Here is a 20,163-nt window from a genome sequence, read left to right as displayed (position 1 = left end):
ATAGCGAATTAATGTTTATTGAACTGTGTATCAACTTTTTCTAAGTCTTCATTAAACTTATTATGTGTTGCTTGGAAAACATGTTCAAAGAGGTCTCCAAGCTCATCCTCCATCACTTTAATGCCCTCACCAGTGATACCACCCTTAACACACACCTTTTCTTGTAATGAAGGTAATGTATAATGCCCTTGTTTGATTAACGCACCAAGACCTACTATCATTTCACTTGCCAGCACTGTAGCCGTTACTTGATCAATTTCTGTTTCTTTGACCGCAGCAAAGATAAAACGTTGCAGTAAGTAGGTGAAAAAGGCAGGACCACAGCTCACAATATCAGATGCCACTCTTGTTATTTTCTCATCAATGGTTACCGGTACCGATATCTTAGAAAACAAACTTTCCAATTTTGTTTTCCACTTTTCACTGCAATGTTCACCATACGTCAGCAGAGTAACTCCTGCTAATGCCCGGTTTGTTATGCTCGGAATAACCCTTGCCACTGAACAAGCTGTTTTTGTCTCGAGTTGATTTGGATCGATTGGACTCGTGATTGAAATGATACATTTTCTATTATTCAAATGGGGATTCATTTCATTAAGAATGGGAAATACATCCAATGGTTTCACGCAAATAAATACCAAATCGGATTGAGATGCTACTTCTGCCGCATTTTCCTCAACCCTTAAATTTTTATATTTATCTTTAAGCAGCATCGCTTTTGTTTTTGTCCTATTCGTAATAACCATTGAAGAAGGGGATACTGCTTTTCCATCGATCAAAGCCTCGATCAAAATTGTCCCCATATTACCGGTACCAATGATACCAATTTTCATATTCCGACCCTCCTTCGAAAGCAGATTCTCTACTAACAATATGAAATTTGAAAATGAAATATACCAATTGAAAGGATGGATTAAAATTGAAAGAATGGATGTATGAGCACAAGATTTATGTCATTATTGCTGTCGTTATTGCTTCAGTTGCCATTTTTTATCTCTTAGGTGATAGTAAATCTCCGGTTAGTAATGTAGAAAATATCTTCCCAGCAGATGTAAACGCAGAAAAACAGAACGAAGCCCAACCATCCAATATAAAGGAACCTGAAAACATCATTGTAGACGTTAAGGGTCAGGTGAAATTACCTGGTGTCTATTCTTCGTCACAGGGTGAGCGGGTGATAGATGTAATTAATCGTGCGGGCGGATTAACGGAAAATGCAGATGAAACCCAGGTGAATTTTGCCGAGCATGTTCAGGATGCAATGGTTATCTATATCCCTGCGAAAGGAGAAGAAGGCATTGGGCCAGCCGCAATCGCTGGGGTCACAAAGACTGGGAGTGATAAACAAGCAAAAATTAATTTGAATAAAGCAAATGAAACTGAGCTGCAAAACCTTCCTGGAATAGGTCCTTCAAAAGCTACAGCCATTATTGAATACCGGGAAACAATCGGCCTGTTTAAAAGTATTGAAGACTTGAAAAATGTAAGCGGGATTGGCGATAAAACATTCGAAAAGCTTAAAGAAAGTATAACGGTCCAATAATGTTCAAATATTATTGACCTTATAAAGTCTCCACTATTACACTTAAGAGAGAAATATATCGAAATTTGGAGGAGTGGAGATAGTGGAACGCATATCGTGGGATCAGTATTTTATGGCACAAAGCCATTTACTGGCATTAAGAAGTACCTGCACGCGGCTAACTGTAGGTGCAACAATCGTCAGAGACAAACGAATTATTGCCGGCGGTTACAATGGTTCGATCGCGGGAGGAGATCATTGTATCGACAAAGGGTGCTATGTAATTGATAATCATTGTGTAAGGACCATCCATGCAGAAATGAATGCACTTTTACAATGTGCAAAATTTGGTGTACCTACAGCTGAAGCAGAGATTTATGTTACTCACTTCCCATGTCTTCAATGCTGTAAAGCCATTATCCAAGCAGGGATTAAAACTGTTTATTATGCAGAGGATTATAAAAATCACCCCCATGCAGTTGAATTATTTCAACAAGCAAATGTTAGGACTGAAAAGGTTGAATTAAAGGAATCTGTCATTGATTTTCGAAAAATTAGTCAATAATCATAAAAATAACGCCGGCAGCCCCGGCGTTATTATACCCTCAAAAATGGAGAAATCTTATGAATGGTAACTATTTTTATTTTGCAATTGCCTCATTATTAGGTGTTCTGACCGTAATCCTCTATCATTTGCCCTTCTTGTTACTTACCATCATTTATTTATACCTCCTCTACAAATATAAGAAGTATTCAACACGACAATTAGCCATCGTTATCTGCCTCTTTATTACTTTTTTCCTTACTAGTCTACATGCAGTCATAACTAATAAAACGAGCCTGTCAGATTCACCTACGACTTTCGCAGTAGAATTTACAGAGAACACTAAAGTAGATGGTGATTTACTCCAAGTCACCGCACTCGATATAAAACATAAAGAAAAGCTGTTAATCCGCTATAAAATCAAATCAGAGTCAGAGAAAGAGACGATAAAAAACACTAATTTTTACGGGCGGATCTGCCATATTTCTGGTCAATTAAGCGAACCTTCGATTGCTAAAAACCCAAATGCATTTGATTACCGTAACTATTTAGCCAGTAAACAAGTTTTTAAGATTATTGAATCTGCCGGAAACCCGCTTAGAAGATGTGCTGTAGTCAAATCCACGCCACTAACGATGATCAAAGAATTACGTTTTAATAGTATCCACTATCTAGAAAGGCATTTCCCGTCTGAAATAGCGGCTCTTTCTGCCGCTTTACTCTTTGGGGATAGAAGTATGTTTGACCCGGAAGTTTTAATGGATTATCAAAAGACAGGGATTGTTCATTTACTGGCAATATCGGGACTTCATGTTTCTTTACTCATCGGGATGGTATTTTATTTAGGGATTAGAATCGGGTTAACGAGGCAGTTCATGATAAACTTTCTGCTCGTAGTTTTACCGATATATGCAGTTCTAACAGGTGCCTCTCCTTCCGTCATTCGGGCGGTGTTGATGATCTTTCTTGTCTTGTTAATTTTAAGATGGAAAAGACAACTCAAAATGCTACCAATTGATGCGATTAGTCTTACACTAATGATTTATGTATTTTTTACTCCATTCATTATTTTAGATGTTGGTTTCCAACTTTCCTTTTCAGTCAGTTATGCGATTATTTTATCTTCCTCAATCCTGCTTCCTCGTTATCAACAAATGATTTCGTCAATGATTGTTATATCCGTCATTGCCCAAATTGCTGCTTTGCCGATCCTGCTGTACCATTTCTTTGAAATTTCTTTTATCAGCATAGCAGCCAATCTTCTTTATATTCCACTCTTTTCGTTTGTCTTTATGCCAGGACTATATGTACTGTTTTTCATTCAGATTGCTTTTGGTAATACACCATCCATTTTTATAAATGTATTTATGAAAATCATCAGCTTAGCCAATCGTCTAATTGCACAGCTAGCAGACCTATCCTTTGCACAGCTAATTACAGGAAGACCCAACTTTTTTAATCTCGTTATTTATCTAACGATCATTCTGTTCATTTTTATACTATGGGAAGCAGGTTTACAGCAAAAGAGAGAACAAAAGGTCGTTCTTTTAGCATTTGTCTTGTTTACCTTTCAAACCGTTTGGAATTGGGCATATCCATTTGGTGAAGTCACTATGATTGATGTTGGGCAGGGAGACAGTATTTTAATTCATTCCCCCTTTGGGGACGGTACTTATTTAATCGATACAGGTGGAACGATACAATTTGAAGAGGAAGAATGGAAGAAACCAGCAAAGCCTTTTGAGGTTGGGAGAGATGTGCTGGTCCCATTCCTAAAGGGAAAGGGAATTACCAACATAGATAAACTTATCCTTACACATGGTGATGCCGATCATACTGGCGGAGCTCTTGCCGTTTTAAAAGAATTGAAAGTAAAAGAAATCATTATGCCTGCAGTAGCGGATCCATCAACTTTAGATGTACAAATTATACAGGAAGCATATAAAAGAGGAATTCCAGTTATCAAGGTTGCTGAAGGGAGTCAATGGAAAAATAAACATAGCTTTTTTTATATTCTAAGTCCAGAAAAAAATTATCAAGGCGAGCGGAACGCTGGATCAATCGCTATAATGGCAAACATTGGGGGACTTAATTGGTTTTTCGGCGGTGATCTCGATCAGGCAGGGGAGGAAAGAAACATAAAAAAATATCCAAACTTAAAAATAGATGTACTTAAGGCTGGACACCATGGCAGTAAAACTTCCAGCGGTGAGGCTTTTATCAATACCGCAAAGCCGACTATTGCGTGGATTTCAGTTGGTGAAAGGAACCGATATGGCCATCCTCATCATGAAGTTCTAGAACGCCTATCCGATACCACTATATACAGGACAGATCGCCATGGGGCGATAACTTACAGATTTTATCAGAAGAGCGGAACCTTTTCAACATTTTTACATAAAATAAAGCAATAACTCTTCTAGAAACGAAAAAAAGCTGCATGGCAGATGCAGCCTTTGACAACTCATTATGTAGCATTATATTAGGATCCGATAACTTTAATAACTGTTGCAATAATAAACAATGTAGCAAAAAAGCCAAAAGAAACGATAAAGCCTACCCCAGAATCAATTGCGTCATTGCGTGTACTTTGCACATTTTTTTCAAATTCATTCACAATATACCCCTCCTATTTCACCTAATAGTATAAGCTTTTTTATTAAAAAAATCCAGCACACATTAACTTTCAACTCCCTATATTGACAAGAGTTGACACAAATAGTTTCCTCCAAAAAGGTGACACTAATTTTACACAAGGAACTCCGCCAGGCAATTAAAAGATCCTAGGGCTATAATTGCAGGCGTTCATCATAGATCGGGAATTGGCGCTTTTTAAGAAAGCTGTCAATTCCCTTTAAACACTTGTCAAATTGTCCAAGCTTCTTTACGATAGATAATGGATCTTGAATCGAAGGGGAGCTCGGAAAATGGTATTAGATATTTGGAAAAAAATTAAACAACGGGAAATTGCTCCCATTTATTTATTATATGGTACAGAGGCCTTTTTAATCAATGAAACAAAACAATTGCTGCTCAACCAGGTTTTAGATGAAGAAGAAAAGGACTTTAATTTTACTGCTTATGATTTGGAAGAAACCCCTATTGAAACTGCTTTAGAAGACGCAGAAACCTTCCCTTTTTTAGGCGAGAAAAAAGTGATTTTTTTACATAATCCCAAGTTCTTAACAGCTGAAAAAACGAAAGATAAAGTCGACCATAATATTTCAGTGCTTGAAAGGTACTTAAAAGAGCCAGCACCATATACGGTCTTAGTTATTTCAGCACCCTATGAAAAGCTCGACGAACGGAAGAAAATAACCAAAGAGCTTAAAAGAACTGCAGTGACAGTGGAGGCAAAGAAGTTAAATGAACATGATTTGAAAAATTGGGTAAAAGAAAGAGCAAAAATAAATGGGATTATTTTTGATCCAGAGGCACTTGAACTATTAATTACACTTGTTGGAACAAATATGTTTATGATTACGAGTGAAGTGGATAAATTAGCCATGTATGCTTCCGGGGAAAAACAAATTGATGCATCTATGGTGGAAAAATTAGTCTCGAGATCACTTGAGCAAAATATTTTCACCTTAATTGAGAAAGTGGTGCAGAGAAAACCGGAGGACGCCCTTAGAATTTATTATGATTTATTGAAGCAAAATGAGGAACCCATCAAGTTATTAGCCTTGCTGGCAGGGCAATTCAGGTTAATTTACCAGGTAAAAGAGCTTTCAAGAAGAGGATATGGACAACAGCAAATGGCTGGTTATTTGAAAACTCATCCCTTTAGGGTAAAGCTTGCAGCAGGCCATGCCAATCAATTTACCGATGAAGAATTGACCAAGCTTATGGCAATGCTGGCGAATGCTGATCACCAGATGAAAACAGGTGGAATGAATAAATCATTACTAATTGAAATGCTATTATTTAAAATAAAACGATAAGACAAAAAAACGATTCCGTGGAGGAATCGTTTTTTTACAAAGTATCCAGAGCGGATGTTTTTTCTCTGTAATTCAATAATGACCAAAACTTACGGAAAAATCGAGAAAATGGTCATCATTGCATCGATGATGACCAAAACTCTTGGAAAAATTGTTAAAATGGTCATCATAACATCGATGATGACCAAAACTCTTGGAAAAATCGTAAAAATGGTCATCATAACCTCAATGATGACCAAAACACATGGAAATATTGTAAAAATGGTCATCATTCTTAAACTAGAAGTTTTACGACTAGCGTTTGTTCCGGCAATTGAAAAAACGCGGTGCATTGTTAAAATAGATAACGGCTGTCGACACTATCTCGACGGCCGACAAAAAAACGATTCCGTGGAGGAATCGTTTTTTTATGCACTCTATTATAGAGCGTTAGCTTTTTTAGCAAGACGTGATTTTTTACGAGCAGCAGCATTTTTATGGATAAGTCCTTTAGAAGCAGCCTTGTCTAATTTACTAGCAGCAGCAGCGAAAACTTCTTTAGCAGCAGCACCATCATTGTTTGCAATAGCAGCTTCTACTTTTTTCACAGCAGTACGCATTGCAGACTTTGCATTTGTATTTTGAGCATTTTTAGCTTCGTTTGTTTTTACACGCTTGATCGCAGATTTAATGTTAGGCATTCCATTCACCTCCTACAAAGAATCGAGACTATATGAACTCGACTTTACCTTCATTCACAATTAATCAGAACAAGAGATATTTTATCAAACTGAGCCCTAGATTGCAATACCAGATTCTTTACATATAAGAATAAACTTGAATGTTTTAGCGGAAAAGGGGCAAAAATAGGAAATAGTTTCTAAGAAGAATAATGGATGGGAGCGATATATTTGAAAGATAACGCGAGCAGCAATATCGACTTAAGCCAGTACTCGATACGAACGGATTTAGCCATTGAGTCAAGAGAAATGGTAATTGCTAGCAGGGGAGGTACTGTCGAGCAGGAGGAAAACCTATCCCAAATTGAAGGTGTCATCATAAAAGAAAAAGATGTTGATGACATAAAAATCTCATTAGTTGAGGTTACAGAAGTTGGTGCAAAGCAATTAGGTAAAAAACCCGGGCGGTACCTAACTCTTGAAGTACAAGGGATTAGACAGCAGGATACTCCGTTACAACAACAGGTTGAAGAAATTTTTGCTAAAGAATTTGCTCACTTTTTAGAAGGAACTGGAATTAAAAAGGATGCTTCCTGCCTTGTTGTTGGGCTTGGAAATTGGAATGTTACCCCAGACGCCCTTGGTCCTTTGGTTTGTGAAAATCTCTTAATTACTAGGCACCTATTCCAGCTACAGCCAGAAAATGTAGAAGAAGGCTACCGTCCAGTTAGCTCCTTGGTTCCTGGTGTTATGGGATTAACTGGGATCGAGACCAGCGACATTATTTTTGGAGTAGTAGAAAAAACAAAACCTGATTTTGTGATTGCCATTGATGCCTTAGCAGCAAGATCCATTGAAAGGGTTAATTCTACGATACAAGTATCGGATACAGGCATTCATCCAGGATCTGGTGTAGGAAATAAAAGAAAAGAATTGAGTAAAGAAACATTAGGAGTTCCGGTGATCGCAATTGGTTGTCCTACAGTTGTGGATGCCGTCTCTATTACGAGTGACACGATTGATTATATCCTCAAGCATTTTGGTAAGGAACTTAAGGAGGGGAATCGTCCTTCAAGAGCATTGGCACCTGCCGGGATGACATTTGGAAAACGGAAAAAGCTTACCGAAGATGACTTGCCTGAAGAAAAACACCGTCAGACCTTCCTTGGAATTGTTGGCAATTTGGAAGAGGACGAAAAACGTAAATTAATATACGAAGTGTTATCACCTTTGGGACACAATTTAATGGTCACTCCAAAGGAAGTAGATGTTTTTATTGAAGATATGGCCAACCTACTTGCGAGCGGGTTGAATGCGGCACTTCACAGTAATGTTGACCAAAGTAATGCAGGGTACTATACAAGATGATGTTGGTTTTCCACCTCACAACGTAAGAATAATGGTTCTAGTAATTCTAGTGGAGTCATAAGTATTTACTAGAATCATTTTGAGAGGTGGAACTATGAAATCTACTAAAAATTCTGGATTATTTTTGACCGTACAAGGGACGAATTTACTTAAAGTAACCTCTTTTATCTTATTGTTTATGCTGCTTGTTTTTTCTATCAGTGGGCTGTTAACATCGTTAAAGCCCCAATATAGGCCGATGTCAAATTCTGTGAATACAGCTGCGAATCAAATAAATGGAAAAATGCTCTATCAATTGATGGCCTGGGAAAATCACCATTTTTTATCGATTGAAGATAATTTAACTGCAAGTCCTAAATTAACCAACTTAATTTTTAAGCTTTCGAGTAATATAAATTTAAATGACCCAAGAAGTCTATTAGGCAGAGAACTGCCAGGATTTTTTCAGTTTGATGGAAAAATCGTTGTCGCTGGAGAAGGCTCAAATTATACGAATATGCCAATGGAGTCAGCACCACCAATAGAAATCATGAAAGCGGAGCGTGAGGCCTCTCTGCAAAACTTAGAGGGAATCGATAAGGGTTCCGAAAACGAATCTTCTACACCACCGCAACTTACAACAGGTGATAAGAAGGTCGTACATCTCTATTTTACACATAATCGCGAGTCCTACTTACCTTATTTACAGGGGGTAACCGACCCTAATCTTGCCTATCATTCGCAGTTAAATGTCACGAAAATTGGCGATCAATTAAAGGCAGGCTTAGAGGCAAGGGGGATTGGAACTTCGATTGATAAATCTGATGTAATGGGATCTGTGAAAATGGCTAGTACGTACTCCAAATCAGGTGAGCTAGTACGGACTGCTATGGCCACAAATCGTGAATTACAATATTTAATTGATATTCATCGTGATGCTCGACGAAAAGATTTAACGACCCCAATTGTAAAGGGACAACCCTATGCACAGCTTGTTTTTGTTATAGGTGGTAAAAATCCAAATTACGAAAAAAATCTTAAATTGGCGACAGACCTTCACAATCTTTTGGAAAAAAAATACAAAGGTTTAAGCTATGGGGTTATGAAAAACCAAGGTGCTGGTCAGAATGGAGTCTACAATCAAAATTTATCTGAAAATGCCTTGTTAATTGAATTTGGCGGCGTTGATAATACATTCGAAGAGTTAAATCGTTCAGCGGAAGCTCTTGCAGATGTCTTTAGTGAATATTATTGGCAGGCAGAAAAAGTTAATGGTGAGCAATCCACGGATAAACAATAGAAGCAAAGGAGCATGTGCTATGAAGATGTTCATGCTGAAATTTTTCTGTATTGTGGCACTAATGTTTATTTCAGTTTTAGCTGGAATGCAAATGGCGAATGACGGCATTCACAAAATGAAGGGCTACGATGATCCAAATTTTCAAAATGCAGTTGCTCTAAATGACAATGGTGAGCAGGTAAAGGCAACCTTTTTGGGAAAAGAGATTTCGAGTCATGATATTAATGAAAAGAAAAAGAAGCTTGAGGAAATTAGTGCCTATAATATTTTTTCCTCGATGGGTAAGAAGGTTTCAGAAGGTGTATCCAATGCTTCAGAAAAATTAATAAATCTTATAACAGAATGAATCTCCCCATCGCTAAAGCGAGGGGTTTCATAAAGAATACCTTTTTAATGGCATTGTCTTTATGTGGGTGACCACAAAACCCGCTAATACATCAGGTCTTTAAAGAAGACCTTCAGCTTTGCATTAATCAAAGCCTATTTGATTCACGTTAGAAACGTGTCATGGCTTTTTAATGGCTTGAACATTTTACGTGGCATAGCTCTTATACATGCCACAACCTTTTATGTTCAGTTGTCAAAGAACATACGTTCTTATTTATAACTAGTATATTTCAAATTGATTGAAAGGTCAAGTGATATACTTATATCCCCATGCCTGAAGTCAGGGTATTACACACAATATGATAATAATCGATAGCGGTTCCCGTATAGGATGCCGCTATTATTTTTGTGTCTAGCTTCAGTGACTAGGGGCTTGGGTCATAAGCCAATTGCTTCGGAAGGCAAAAAGCGCCATCTGTCAGCGCTCGTCTTATGCCTGTCGCTCCTGGGAAAAAATGAACTACTTTTTTCCTTGGGCAAGTCACTTCCGCATTTCAGTTTTAATTGAATCTTGATTATTCTACTGTTATAATCAAAAATAGTCTACATGTGCGAGTTATAGTAGGAGTGGTATACATGAACAGAGAAGAAAAGCTTAATAGACAATCAAAGATAAGAAATTTTTCAATTATTGCCCATATTGACCATGGGAAATCAACATTAGCAGACCGTATTTTAGAAAGAACTAATGCATTAACTTCTCGTGAAATGAAAGCTCAACTTTTAGATTCAATGGATTTAGAAAGAGAGCGCGGGATTACGATAAAGCTAAATGCTGTTCAATTAAAATATAAAGCAAAAGACGGTGAAGAGTATACTTTCCATCTCATTGATACACCAGGACACGTCGATTTTACCTATGAGGTTTCTCGTAGTCTTGCTGCCTGTGAAGGGGCTGTTTTAGTTGTAGACGCGGCACAGGGGATTGAAGCACAGACATTAGCGAACGTTTACCTTGCGTTAGATAATAACCTTGAAATTATACCTGTTATTAATAAAATCGATTTACCAAGTGCAGAGCCAGAAAGAGTCCGCAGTGAAATTGAAGAGGTTATTGGACTTGACGCCTCTGAAGCAGTGTTAGCTTCTGCTAAAGCAGGTATTGGTATTGAAGACATTCTTGAACAGGTAGTAAAATCAGTACCTGCTCCAACTGGTGATCCTGATGGGCCATTAAAAGCGTTAATTTTTGATTCGCTTTATGATGCCTACCGTGGTGTAGTCGCATACATTCGAGTAGTCGAAGGCAGCGTAAAAGTCGGTGATAAAATTAAAATGATGGCGACCGGTGCTGAATTTGAAGTGAATGAAGTTGGGGTATTTACACCAAAAGCTACACTTCAAGACGAGTTAACGGTTGGGGATGTTGGATTCCTGACAGCTTCTATTAAAAATGTAGGCGATACTCGTGTCGGTGATACGATTACCAATGCAAAAAATGGGGCAACCCAAGCTCTCCCAGGTTATCGAAAATTAAATCCAATGGTTTATTGTGGTTTGTACCCAATCGATACTGCGAAATTTAATGATTTGCGTGAAGCATTAGAGAAGCTGCAGCTAAATGATTCTGCGTTGCAATTCGAGCCTGAAACTTCCCAAGCTCTTGGATTTGGTTTTCGTTGTGGATTTTTAGGACTTCTCCATATGGAAATCATTCAGGAACGGATTGAGCGTGAATTCAAGATTGATTTGATCACAACTGCTCCAAGCGTTATCTATGATGTACACATGACAGATGGCACTCAAATAAAAGTGGATAACCCTTCAAATCTTCCGGATCCACAGAAAATTGATCATGTTGAAGAGCCTTACGTAAAAGCAACGATGATGGCTCCAAATGAATATGTCGGTGCGATTATGGAGCTGTGTCAGCAAAAACGTGGTATTTTTATTAATATGGAATACCAAGGTGAAAACCGTGTAAGCATCATCTATGAAGTTCCGTTAGCAGAAATTGTTTATGATTTCTTTGATCAACTTAAATCTAGCACCCGAGGCTATGCATCATTTGATTATGAACTAATTGGCTACAAACCGTCTAGCTTGGTTAAGATGGATATATTGTTAAACGCTGAAAAGGTGGATGCTTTAAGCTTTATCGTTCATAAAGATTTTGCCTACGAACGCGGCAAAGTCATTGTTGAGAAGCTAAAGGAATTAATCCCAAGGCAGCAATTCGAAGTTCCTGTCCAAGCCGCAATTGGTCAAAAAATTGTTGCTCGTTCAACGATTAAATCCATGGGTAAAAACGTATTGGCTAAATGTTATGGGGGAGATATCTCCCGTAAACGAAAGCTGCTCGAGAAACAAAAAGAAGGTAAAAAACGGATGAAACAGGTTGGTTCTGTCGAGGTCCCACAAGAAGCCTTCATGGCAGTATTAAAAATGGATGATAACAATACAAAAAAATAAAAAATAAAACGGGAGGTTGGGAAAAGTCTATTACTAGGCAAAATCCAGCCTCTTTTTGTTACAGCAAATATAGAAAAGTGGCCTCATGAAGGGACCATGAGCAATAAACGACGAAGAATAAGAAGGTGTAAACATGATTAAAGCTGCCTATCTCCATATACCCTTTTGTGAGCATATTTGCCATTACTGCGATTTTAATAAAGTATTTCTAAAAGGACAGCCAGTTGATGAATATTTACAGACGCTAGAGCAGGAAATGATTCTTACCTTACAAAAATATCCGACAAAGCAGCTGGACACGATTTTTGTGGGCGGCGGGACACCGACCTCCCTAAATGAAAAGCAGCTTGAACGGTTTTGCGAAAGTATAACCCGGAACTTACCGATGAGTAGAAATGTTGAATTTACTTTTGAAGCAAATCCAGGTGATTTAACAAAAGAAAAGTTACAAATATTAAAAGATGCAGGTGTAAACCGACTTAGTCTTGGTGTTCAAACCTTTAATGATGAATTATTACAGAAAATTGGTCGTGTCCATCGTGCCAAAGATGTTTACCAAACAGTAGAGAATGCAAAATCTATTGGCTTCAAAAATATTAGCATTGACTTAATCTTCAGCCTGCCGACCCAAACTATTACTGACTTTAAAGAGTCATTGACTCAAGCTTTTACACTCGACATTCAACATTATTCGGGCTATTCGTTAATTATTGAACCAAAGACAGTTTTTTACAATCTGATGCAAAAAGGCAAACTTCCGACACCGGGAGAGGATACGGAAGCAGCAATGTATGAACTGCTTATGGAGCAAATGGAAAAGCACGGATTTAATCAGTATGAAATTAGTAATTTTTCAAAGCCTGGCTATGAAAGCAAACATAACCTAACATACTGGAATAACGATTACTATTATGGGTTCGGTGCAGGTGCGCACAGCTATGTGAATGGCTGGAGACGCTCGAATGCAGGACCATTGAAAAAATATATGGAACTAATTAATAACGGGAACCTCCCAATCTTTCAAGAACACCAAACTACAAAAGCAGAACAAATAGAAGAAGAAATGTTTTTAGGTCTGCGAAAAACAGATGGAGTATCTATAGCTCAATTCATTGAAAAATTTGATATTGACCCACTGGTAATATTTGAAAATGAGATTTCTGACTTGATTGCAAAAAAATGGATAGAAGTAAAAAAAGGTAATATATATTTAAGTAAAACAGGGCGGCCGCTTGGAAATGAAGTCTTTCAATCATTTTTAGGGGTTACAAATTAAACTTCATACTTGAGGATTTTCATTTTCTTAGTATCAAATGATTGACACCATCCCCCTATTTTTGATAATTTATTAATAGAATTAGCACTCGACCTTAATGAGTGCTAACAGAGGTGATGCATGTGTTAACAGATCGTCAATTATTGATTCTTCAGGTTATTGTTGATGATTTTATTCGGTCTGCACAACCGGTCGGATCCAGGAGTTTGTCAAAAAAAGAAGAAATATCATTAAGTTCAGCTACGATTCGGAATGAAATGTCAGATCTTGAAGAGCTAGGCTATATTGAAAAAACGCACACTTCTTCAGGTCGTGTTCCTTCTGAAAAAGGTTACCGTTATTATGTAGACCATTTACTGTCGCCTCAAGCTTTAGATAAGCAGGAAATATCGATTATCCAATCAATATTTGCTGAAAGGATTTTTGAATTTGAAACAATAATTCAAAAATCTGCAAAGATTCTATCTGAACTAACAAATTATACTTCCATCGTTTTAGGACCTGCGGCCAGCTTTAATAAACTAAAAAGGATTCAAATTATTCCTTTAAACAAGGAAACAGCCGTAGCAATCTTCGTTACCGATTCAGGGCATGTTGAAAACCGAACATTTTATTTGCCTCCTACAGTGGATGCGAGTGATTTGGAAAAGACGGTAAACATTCTAAACGAACGGTTAACCGGTGTAGCAATTGAAGATCTTAACGATAAAATGTACAAAGAAGTCGCGACATTGTTAAGGCAGCATATCAGAAATTATGATTTAATGCTTCATACTATAGCGGATTCCTTGAAAATGCCTGTTAATGAAAAAATATTCTTTGGCGGTAAGACAAATATGTTAAGTCAGCCGGAGTTTCATGATATTAGCAAAATTCGTAGTCTCCTGCAAATGATCGATCACGAAGAATGGATTTATCCATTAATCAAACATGACTCTGCTGGTATAAACATAAAAATTGGCAGGGAAAACAAAATTAGCGCTATGGAAAATTGCAGTCTCATTACGGCTACCTATTCGGTTGGTACAGAGAAATTGGGAACTATTGCGATTCTTGGTCCAACTAGAATGGAATATTCACGAGTAATAAGCTTGCTGAAGTTTTTGAGTAAGGACTTGACATCAGTATTAACAAACCTGTATCAAAAATATTAGGGCTGGAAATATTGAGTAAGGAGTGAAAACTCATTTTTTCACTGAGGGTGAATAACTTTTTTCACCCACCTTTTCATGAAATCATTTATTTCATATATGTTTTATTAAACCTTTAAGGAGGTGAGTAAGTTGACAAATGAAAAGAACAACACGCTTAATGAGGAAGTTGAAACACAAATGAATGACCATGTGGAACTTACCGATGAGGACGTAGAAACAGTTTTTGCAGAAGCAGTTGATTCAGAACAAGAATCAACGGTAGACTATGCTGCTGAGATCGAAGTACTCACCAGCAAGTTAGAAGATGCAGACAATCGTTACTTACGTCTTCAAGCTGACTTTGATAATTTCCGCCGTCGTACTCGATTAGATAGTGAGGCTGCTGAAAAATATAGAGCACAGAAATTAGTCACTGAATTGCTTCCGGCTTTAGACAATTTTGAAAGAGCCTTAAAAATAGAAGCAGACAATGAGCAGACGAAATCTTTACTTCAAGGAATGGATATGGTTTACCGCAGTTTAGTGGAAGCCTTGAAGACAGAAGGCGTTGAAGTGATTGAAGCAGTAGGTAATGAGTTTGATCCTAATTTCCATCATGCCGTTATGCAAGGTGAAGATGAAAGCTTCGGTTCTAATATCGTAACCGATGAATTTCAAAAAGGGTACATTTTAAAAGATCGGGTAATCCGCCCATCAATGGTTAAGGTTAATCAATAAAACCTACATATTATTAACTAGGAGGAAAAGGGAATGAGTAAAATTATCGGTATTGACCTTGGTACAACAAACTCTTGTGTCTCTGTGCTTGAAGGCGGAGAACCAAAGGTTATTCCAAATCCAGAAGGTAACCGCACAACACCATCTGTTGTAGCATTTAAAAACGGTGAACGTCAAATCGGGGAAGTAGCAAAGCGTCAGGCTGTTACGAACCCAAATACCATCATGTCAATTAAACGTCATATGGGAACAGACTATAAAGTTGAAGCTGAAGGAAAGAATTATACACCACAAGAAATGTCAGCTATTATCCTGCAATATTTAAAATCTTATGCAGAAGACTATCTTGGCGAGCCAGTTACCAAAGCGGTTATTACGGTACCAGCTTATTTTAATGATGCAGAGCGTCAAGCAACTAAGGATGCAGGCAGAATTGCTGGGTTAGAGGTTGAACGTATTATCAATGAGCCGACTGCTGCAGCACTTGCATTCGGTCTAGATAAAACAGACCAAGACCAAACTGTTCTTGTTTACGACCTCGGCGGCGGTACATTTGACGTATCCATTCTTGAACTTGGTGATGGAGTATTTGAAGTAAAATCAACTGCTGGCGACAACCGTCTTGGTGGGGATGATTTTGACCAAGTAATTATCGATTACTTAGTAGAACAATTTAAAAAAGAAAATGGTATTGACCTTTCTAAAGATAAAATGGCAGTACAACGCTTAAAAGATGCAGCTGAAAAAGCGAAAAAGGATTTATCTGGTGTAACTTCTACGCAAATATCCTTGCCGTTTATCACAGCGGGAGCAGCTGGTCCTCTTCACCTTGAAGTTACAATGTCAAGAGCTAAGTTTGATGAGCTGTCTGCACATCTAGTAGAACGTACTATGGGACCAACTCGCCAAGCATTAAGTGATGCAGGTCTTTCACCATCACAACTTGATAAGGTTATTCTTGTAGGTGGGTCAACTCGTATTCCTGCTGTTCAAGAAGCAATCAAAAAGGCAACTGGCCAAGAGCCGCACCGTGGAGTTAACCCTGATGAGGTTGTCGCAATGGGTGCAGCTATTCAAGGTGGCGTTATCACAGGTGATGTTAAAGATGTCGTTTTACTTGACGTTACACCATTATCACTTGGTATTGAAACAATGGGCGGTGTATTTACAAAGTTAATCGATCGTAACACAACGATTCCGACATCAAAATCACAAGTGTTCTCTACAGCTGCTGATAATCAAACGGCTGTTGATATCCATGTTCTTCAAGGGGAACGCCCAATGGCGAACCTTAATAAAACATTAGGACGCTTCCAATTATCTGATATTCCACCAGCACCACGTGGAATTCCACAAGTTGAAGTAACATTTGATATCGATAAGAACGGTATCGTAAATGTACGTGCTAAAGATCTTGGTACTAATAAAGAACAACAAATTACCATCAAATCTTCAACAGGTCTTTCTGATGAAGAAATTCAAAAAATGGTCAGAGAAGCGGAAGAGAATGCTGAAGCTGATAAACAACGTAAAGAAGAGGTTGAACTTCGTAACGAAGCAGATCAGCTAGTCTTTACAACTGAAAAAACATTAAAAGACCTTGAAGATAAAGTAGATGCTGCTGAAGTTGCAAAAGCAAATGAAGCAAAAGATGCTTTAAAAGAAGCAATTGAGAAAAATGAGCTTGAAGATATCCGTGCTAAAAAAGACGCATTACAAGAAATCGTTCAAGCGTTAACGGTTAAGCTTTATGAACAAGCTGCTCAACAGGCCGGGGGAGCACAAGGTGCAGAAGGCGGAGCGACTAGCCCTAATGATGATAATGTTGTGGACGCTGAATTTGAAGAAATTAAGGAAGAAAAATAGAATTTCAAACTAGTATCTAATGAAAAGGTCAAAGTCAGCCTCGGCTTTGGCTTTTTCCTTTGTCAATTGTGTTTTTATTGCAAATACCTGCTTACAAATGTTAAAATAATTTTTATGTGAAATATTCGGGAGTGGTAATCATGAGTAAACGAGATTACTATGAGGTGCTTGGAGTTAGTAAGAGCGCTTCTAAGGATGAAATAAAAAAAGCATATCGAAAGCTCTCTAAACAATATCATCCAGATATAAATAAAGAGCCAGATGCTGCAGATAAATTTAAAGAAATCGCTGAAGCTTATGAGGTTTTAAGCGATGAGCAAAAAAAGGCACATTATGATCAATTCGGTCATGCTGATCCAAATCAAGGATTTGGCGGCGGCGGTGATTTTGGCGGCGGATTTGGCGGCTTTGAAGATATTTTCAATACGTTCTTTGGTGGCGGCGGTGGATCGCGCCGACGTGATCCAAATGCTCCAAGACAGGGTGCAGACTTACAATACACTATGACTATTTCTTTCGAGGAAGCTGCATTTGGGAAAGAAACAGATATTGAAATTCCACGTGAAGAGACATGTGGTACATGTAGTGGGTCAGGTGCTAAAAAGGGAACAAACCCAGAAACATGTCAGCATTGTCACGGAACAGGGCAGTTAAATATCGAGCAAAACACTCCATTTGGCAGAGTGGTAAATCGCCGTATTTGTCACCATTGTAACGGTACGGGTAAAGAAATTAAACATAAGTGTTCAACCTGTGGCGGTACTGGTAAAGTGAAAAAACGCAAAAAAATCCATGTGAAAATTCCTGCTGGTATCGATGATGGTCAACAGTTAAGGGTTTCAGGACAAGGTGAGGCTGGAATTAATGGAGGTCCATCTGGGGATTTATATATTGTATTCCACGTAAGAGAACATGAGTTTTTTGAAAGAGACGGCGATGATGTTTACTGTGAAATGCCTATCACCTTTGTTCAAGCGTCACTTGGGGACGAAATTGAAGTTCCGACTTTGCATGGGAAAATAAAACTTAAGGTTCCTGCTGGAACACAAACTGGGACTAAATTCCGTCTCAAAGGAAAAGGGATTCCGAATGTCCGTGGTTATGGAGTAGGGGACCAGCACATCATTGTCCGTATGATTACTCCTACGAAGTTAACTGACAAACAAAAGCAACTTCTTCGAGAGTTTGCAGACCTTAGTGGTAATTCACCAATAGGGGAACATGAAGAAGGTTTCTTCTCAAAAGTAAAACGAGCCTTTAAGGGTGAGTAAAGATTGGAGTTGGTAGAATGAAATGGTCTGAATTTAGTATTCACACTACAAACGAAGCGATTGAACCAATATCACATATTTTACACGAGGCGGGAGCCAGCGGTGTAGTTATTGAGGACCCTTTTGAACTAACAAAGGAAAGGGAAGATCAATTCGGGGAAATCTACCAACTCAATCCTGATGATTACCCTGAAGAAGGCGTTATTGTAAAAGCTTATCTTCCAGTAAACAGTTTCTTAGGTGAAACGGTAGATGCGATAAAAGAATCAATAAATAACCTTATCATTCACAATATCGATATTGGATTAAATGAAGTAACGATAAGTGAAGTGAATGAAGAAGAATGGGCTACAGCATGGAAGAAATACTACCATCCTGTTAAAATTTCAGAGAGGTTTACGATTGTTCCTACTTGGGAGATATACACCCCAGTCAGCAGTGATGAATTAATCATTGAATTGGACCCTGGAATGGCTTTCGGAACCGGAACACATCCGACTACGGTCATGTGTATTCAAGCTCTAGAAAGGTCTGTTCAAACAGGTGACAGGGTAATTGATGTTGGTACTGGCTCTGGTGTCCTTAGTATTGCTGCGGCAATGTTAGGAGCAGAAGATGTCCGTGCATTTGACTTGGATGAAGTTGCTGTCACTTCAGCTAGACTTAACATAAAACTCAACAAAGTAAATGACAAAGTAACGACTAAGCAAAATAATCTCTTAGATGGGGTAGAAGAAAATTCGGCAGATGTTATTGTTGCTAATATTTTAGCGGAAGTTATTTTGCGGTTTACAGATGACGTAGCGCGTATTTTAAAACCAGGCGGACTTTTTATTGCTTCAGGAATTATTCAACAGAAGAAAGATATGGTAAAAGAAGCACTAATTTCTACAGGATTTGAAATCACAGAAACAATCTTAATGGAAGATTGGGTTGCGATTATTGCCAAGAGGGTATAATTCTTAAAGGGGATAATACCCCTTTTTTCTTTGTTTAGGGAGGGTGTATCGAATGCAACGCTATTTTGTTAAACAACGAGCAACTGAAACTAGTTTTTTGATTGATTCGGATGACCGCCATCACATAATTAAGGTTATGCGCATGGAGCTCGGGGACAAAATCATTTGTGTCGATCCTAATGGAGATGGAGCTATCTGCGAAATTGCAAAAATTACCGATGAACAAGTCGTTGCAGACGTTGTACAATGGATAGATGAGAAGTCAGAACTCCCGATTTTCATCACGATTGCAAGTGGTCTTCCTAAGGGAGACAAGCTTGAGTGGATTATTCAAAAAGGTACAGAACTCGGTGCCCATGAATTTATTCCATTCTCTGCCCGCCGTTCGGTTGTTAAATGGGATGAAAAAAAGTCAGCTAAAAAAATTGACAGATGGCAAAAGATTGCAAAAGAAGCTGCGGAGCAATCCCATCGCGGAATGGTACCAGAAATTATCCATCCAATGAATTTAAAAGCCTTAATAGAAAAAAGTAAAAATTATCATTATAAATTAGTTGCTTTTGAAGATGAAAGCAGAAGTGGTGAAACATCTATTTTCTCAGCAACATTACAAAAAATGAAACATGGTGAATCACTGCTTATTGTGTTTGGTCCAGAGGGTGGATTAGCTGAAGAAGAGGTTGATATTTTACGGGAAAATGATTTTTCTCTTTGCGGCTTAGGTCCACGTATTTTAAGAACGGAAACGGCGCCCTTATATGCTCTAGCGGCGATTTCCTACCAATTTGAATTATTGAGGAGATGA

Annotated in this window: 19 protein-coding genes; 15 read left to right on the top strand and 4 right to left on the bottom strand. The window is 38.1% G+C overall.

The window, feature by feature from the left end:
* Positions 1-8: 8 nt before the first annotated feature.
* Positions 9-833 (bottom strand): late competence protein ComER, encoded by an 825-nt coding sequence (gene comER, locus BLR86_RS04710; protein WP_090758802.1) that lies wholly within the window; start codon positions 831-833, stop codon positions 9-11.
* Positions 834-919: 86 nt separating this feature from the next.
* Between comER and BLR86_RS04705 the strand changes: the two genes are divergently transcribed.
* From BLR86_RS04705 to BLR86_RS04695, 3 genes are all read left to right on the top strand, one after another.
* Positions 920-1,543, top strand: coding sequence for a helix-hairpin-helix domain-containing protein (locus BLR86_RS04705; RefSeq protein WP_090758800.1), 624 nt, complete (start codon positions 920-922; stop codon positions 1,541-1,543).
* Between the two features lie 82 nt (positions 1,544-1,625).
* Positions 1,626-2,087, top strand: coding sequence for a ComE operon protein 2 (locus BLR86_RS04700; protein ID WP_090758798.1), 462 nt, complete (start codon positions 1,626-1,628; stop codon positions 2,085-2,087).
* Positions 2,088-2,146: 59 nt separating this feature from the next.
* A complete protein-coding gene (locus tag BLR86_RS04695) occupies positions 2,147-4,480 on the top strand; it encodes a DNA internalization-related competence protein ComEC/Rec2 (protein WP_090758796.1) in 2,334 nt (777 codons plus the stop codon).
* A gap of 68 nt (positions 4,481-4,548) precedes the next feature.
* Here BLR86_RS04695 and BLR86_RS04690 read toward each other — a convergent pair whose 3' ends face one another.
* Positions 4,549-4,683 carry a YqzM family protein gene (locus BLR86_RS04690; protein WP_090758794.1) on the bottom strand — a complete coding sequence of 45 codons (135 nt, stop codon included), beginning with the start codon at positions 4,681-4,683 and terminating at the stop codon, positions 4,549-4,551.
* Positions 4,684-4,993: 310 nt separating this feature from the next.
* Here BLR86_RS04690 and holA point away from each other — a divergent pair, with 310 nt between their 5' ends.
* The gene (holA, locus tag BLR86_RS04685) at positions 4,994-6,010 is read left to right on the top strand and encodes a DNA polymerase III subunit delta (protein WP_090758792.1); all 1,017 of its coding nucleotides are present in this window, start codon (positions 4,994-4,996) and stop codon (positions 6,008-6,010) included.
* 89 nt (positions 6,011-6,099) lie between these two features.
* On the opposite strand, the gene BLR86_RS26375 is transcribed toward holA, so the two are convergent.
* Entirely contained in the window at positions 6,100-6,342 is a 243-nt protein-coding gene (locus BLR86_RS26375) for a hypothetical protein (RefSeq protein ID WP_139185567.1), read from the bottom strand.
* Between the two features lie 87 nt (positions 6,343-6,429).
* Complete coding sequence (gene rpsT, locus BLR86_RS04680) at positions 6,430-6,690, bottom strand: 30S ribosomal protein S20 (RefSeq protein ID WP_090758791.1); 261 nt, start codon at positions 6,688-6,690, stop codon at positions 6,430-6,432.
* Between the two features lie 210 nt (positions 6,691-6,900).
* Here rpsT and gpr point away from each other — a divergent pair, with 210 nt between their 5' ends.
* From gpr to BLR86_RS04625, 11 genes are all read left to right on the top strand, one after another.
* Positions 6,901-8,037, top strand: coding sequence for a GPR endopeptidase (gpr, locus tag BLR86_RS04675; protein ID WP_302847197.1), 1,137 nt, complete (start codon positions 6,901-6,903; stop codon positions 8,035-8,037).
* A 94-nt stretch (positions 8,038-8,131) separates the two neighbouring features.
* Positions 8,132-9,316 (top strand): stage II sporulation protein P, encoded by a 1,185-nt coding sequence (locus BLR86_RS04670; RefSeq protein WP_090758787.1) that lies wholly within the window; start codon positions 8,132-8,134, stop codon positions 9,314-9,316.
* Between the two features lie 19 nt (positions 9,317-9,335).
* Positions 9,336-9,662 (top strand): YqxA family protein, encoded by a 327-nt coding sequence (locus tag BLR86_RS04665; RefSeq protein ID WP_090758785.1) that lies wholly within the window; start codon positions 9,336-9,338, stop codon positions 9,660-9,662.
* A gap of 617 nt (positions 9,663-10,279) precedes the next feature.
* The gene (lepA, locus tag BLR86_RS04660) at positions 10,280-12,115 is read left to right on the top strand and encodes a translation elongation factor 4 (protein ID WP_090758783.1); all 1,836 of its coding nucleotides are present in this window, start codon (positions 10,280-10,282) and stop codon (positions 12,113-12,115) included.
* A gap of 133 nt (positions 12,116-12,248) precedes the next feature.
* A complete protein-coding gene (gene hemW / locus BLR86_RS04655; RefSeq protein WP_090758781.1) occupies positions 12,249-13,391 on the top strand; it encodes a radical SAM family heme chaperone HemW in 1,143 nt (380 codons plus the stop codon).
* Between the two features lie 122 nt (positions 13,392-13,513).
* Positions 13,514-14,545, top strand: a complete 1,032-nt coding sequence (gene hrcA / locus BLR86_RS04650) for a heat-inducible transcriptional repressor HrcA (protein WP_090758779.1) — start codon at positions 13,514-13,516, stop codon at positions 14,543-14,545.
* Between the two features lie 129 nt (positions 14,546-14,674).
* A complete protein-coding gene (grpE, locus tag BLR86_RS04645; RefSeq protein WP_090758777.1) occupies positions 14,675-15,262 on the top strand; it encodes a nucleotide exchange factor GrpE in 588 nt (195 codons plus the stop codon).
* Positions 15,263-15,295: 33 nt separating this feature from the next.
* On the top strand, positions 15,296-17,128 hold the full coding sequence (dnaK, locus tag BLR86_RS04640; protein WP_090758775.1) for a molecular chaperone DnaK: 1,833 nt from the start codon (positions 15,296-15,298) through the stop codon (positions 17,126-17,128).
* A 140-nt stretch (positions 17,129-17,268) separates the two neighbouring features.
* Entirely contained in the window at positions 17,269-18,399 is a 1,131-nt protein-coding gene (gene dnaJ / locus BLR86_RS04635) for a molecular chaperone DnaJ (RefSeq protein WP_090758773.1), read from the top strand.
* Between the two features lie 17 nt (positions 18,400-18,416).
* Positions 18,417-19,358, top strand: a complete 942-nt coding sequence (gene prmA, locus BLR86_RS04630) for a 50S ribosomal protein L11 methyltransferase (RefSeq protein ID WP_090758771.1) — start codon at positions 18,417-18,419, stop codon at positions 19,356-19,358.
* A 52-nt stretch (positions 19,359-19,410) separates the two neighbouring features.
* The gene (locus BLR86_RS04625; RefSeq protein ID WP_090758770.1) at positions 19,411-20,163 is read left to right on the top strand and encodes a 16S rRNA (uracil(1498)-N(3))-methyltransferase; all 753 of its coding nucleotides are present in this window, start codon (positions 19,411-19,413) and stop codon (positions 20,161-20,163) included.

The organism is Bacillus sp. OK048 (assembly GCF_900103525.1).
Lineage (GTDB): Bacteria > Bacillota > Bacilli > Bacillales > Cytobacillaceae > Neobacillus.
This window is presented reverse-complemented; position numbering and strand designations above follow the sequence as displayed.

Excerpts from the sequence above, each read along its gene's own strand:
- BLR86_RS04665 (WP_090758785.1), top strand. The coding sequence starts at position 9,336 with ATGAAGATGTTCATGCTGAAATTTTTCTGTATTGTGGCACTAATGTTT.
- holA (WP_090758792.1), top strand. The coding sequence starts at position 4,994 with ATGGTATTAGATATTTGGAAAAAAATTAAACAACGGGAAATTGCTCCC.
- rpsT (WP_090758791.1), bottom strand. The coding sequence starts at position 6,690 with ATGCCTAACATTAAATCTGCGATCAAGCGTGTAAAAACAAACGAAGCT.
- BLR86_RS04695 (WP_090758796.1), top strand. The coding sequence starts at position 2,147 with ATGAATGGTAACTATTTTTATTTTGCAATTGCCTCATTATTAGGTGTT.
- hemW (WP_090758781.1), top strand. The coding sequence starts at position 12,249 with ATGATTAAAGCTGCCTATCTCCATATACCCTTTTGTGAGCATATTTGC.
- prmA (WP_090758771.1), top strand. The coding sequence starts at position 18,417 with ATGAAATGGTCTGAATTTAGTATTCACACTACAAACGAAGCGATTGAA.
- dnaK (WP_090758775.1), top strand. The coding sequence starts at position 15,296 with ATGAGTAAAATTATCGGTATTGACCTTGGTACAACAAACTCTTGTGTC.
- BLR86_RS04670 (WP_090758787.1), top strand. The coding sequence starts at position 8,132 with ATGAAATCTACTAAAAATTCTGGATTATTTTTGACCGTACAAGGGACG.
- BLR86_RS26375 (WP_139185567.1), bottom strand. The coding sequence starts at position 6,342 with ATGCACCGCGTTTTTTCAATTGCCGGAACAAACGCTAGTCGTAAAACT.
- BLR86_RS04625 (WP_090758770.1), top strand. The coding sequence starts at position 19,411 with ATGCAACGCTATTTTGTTAAACAACGAGCAACTGAAACTAGTTTTTTG.
- lepA (WP_090758783.1), top strand. The coding sequence starts at position 10,280 with ATGAACAGAGAAGAAAAGCTTAATAGACAATCAAAGATAAGAAATTTT.
- comER (WP_090758802.1), bottom strand. The coding sequence starts at position 833 with ATGAAAATTGGTATCATTGGTACCGGTAATATGGGGACAATTTTGATC.
- dnaJ (WP_090758773.1), top strand. The coding sequence starts at position 17,269 with ATGAGTAAACGAGATTACTATGAGGTGCTTGGAGTTAGTAAGAGCGCT.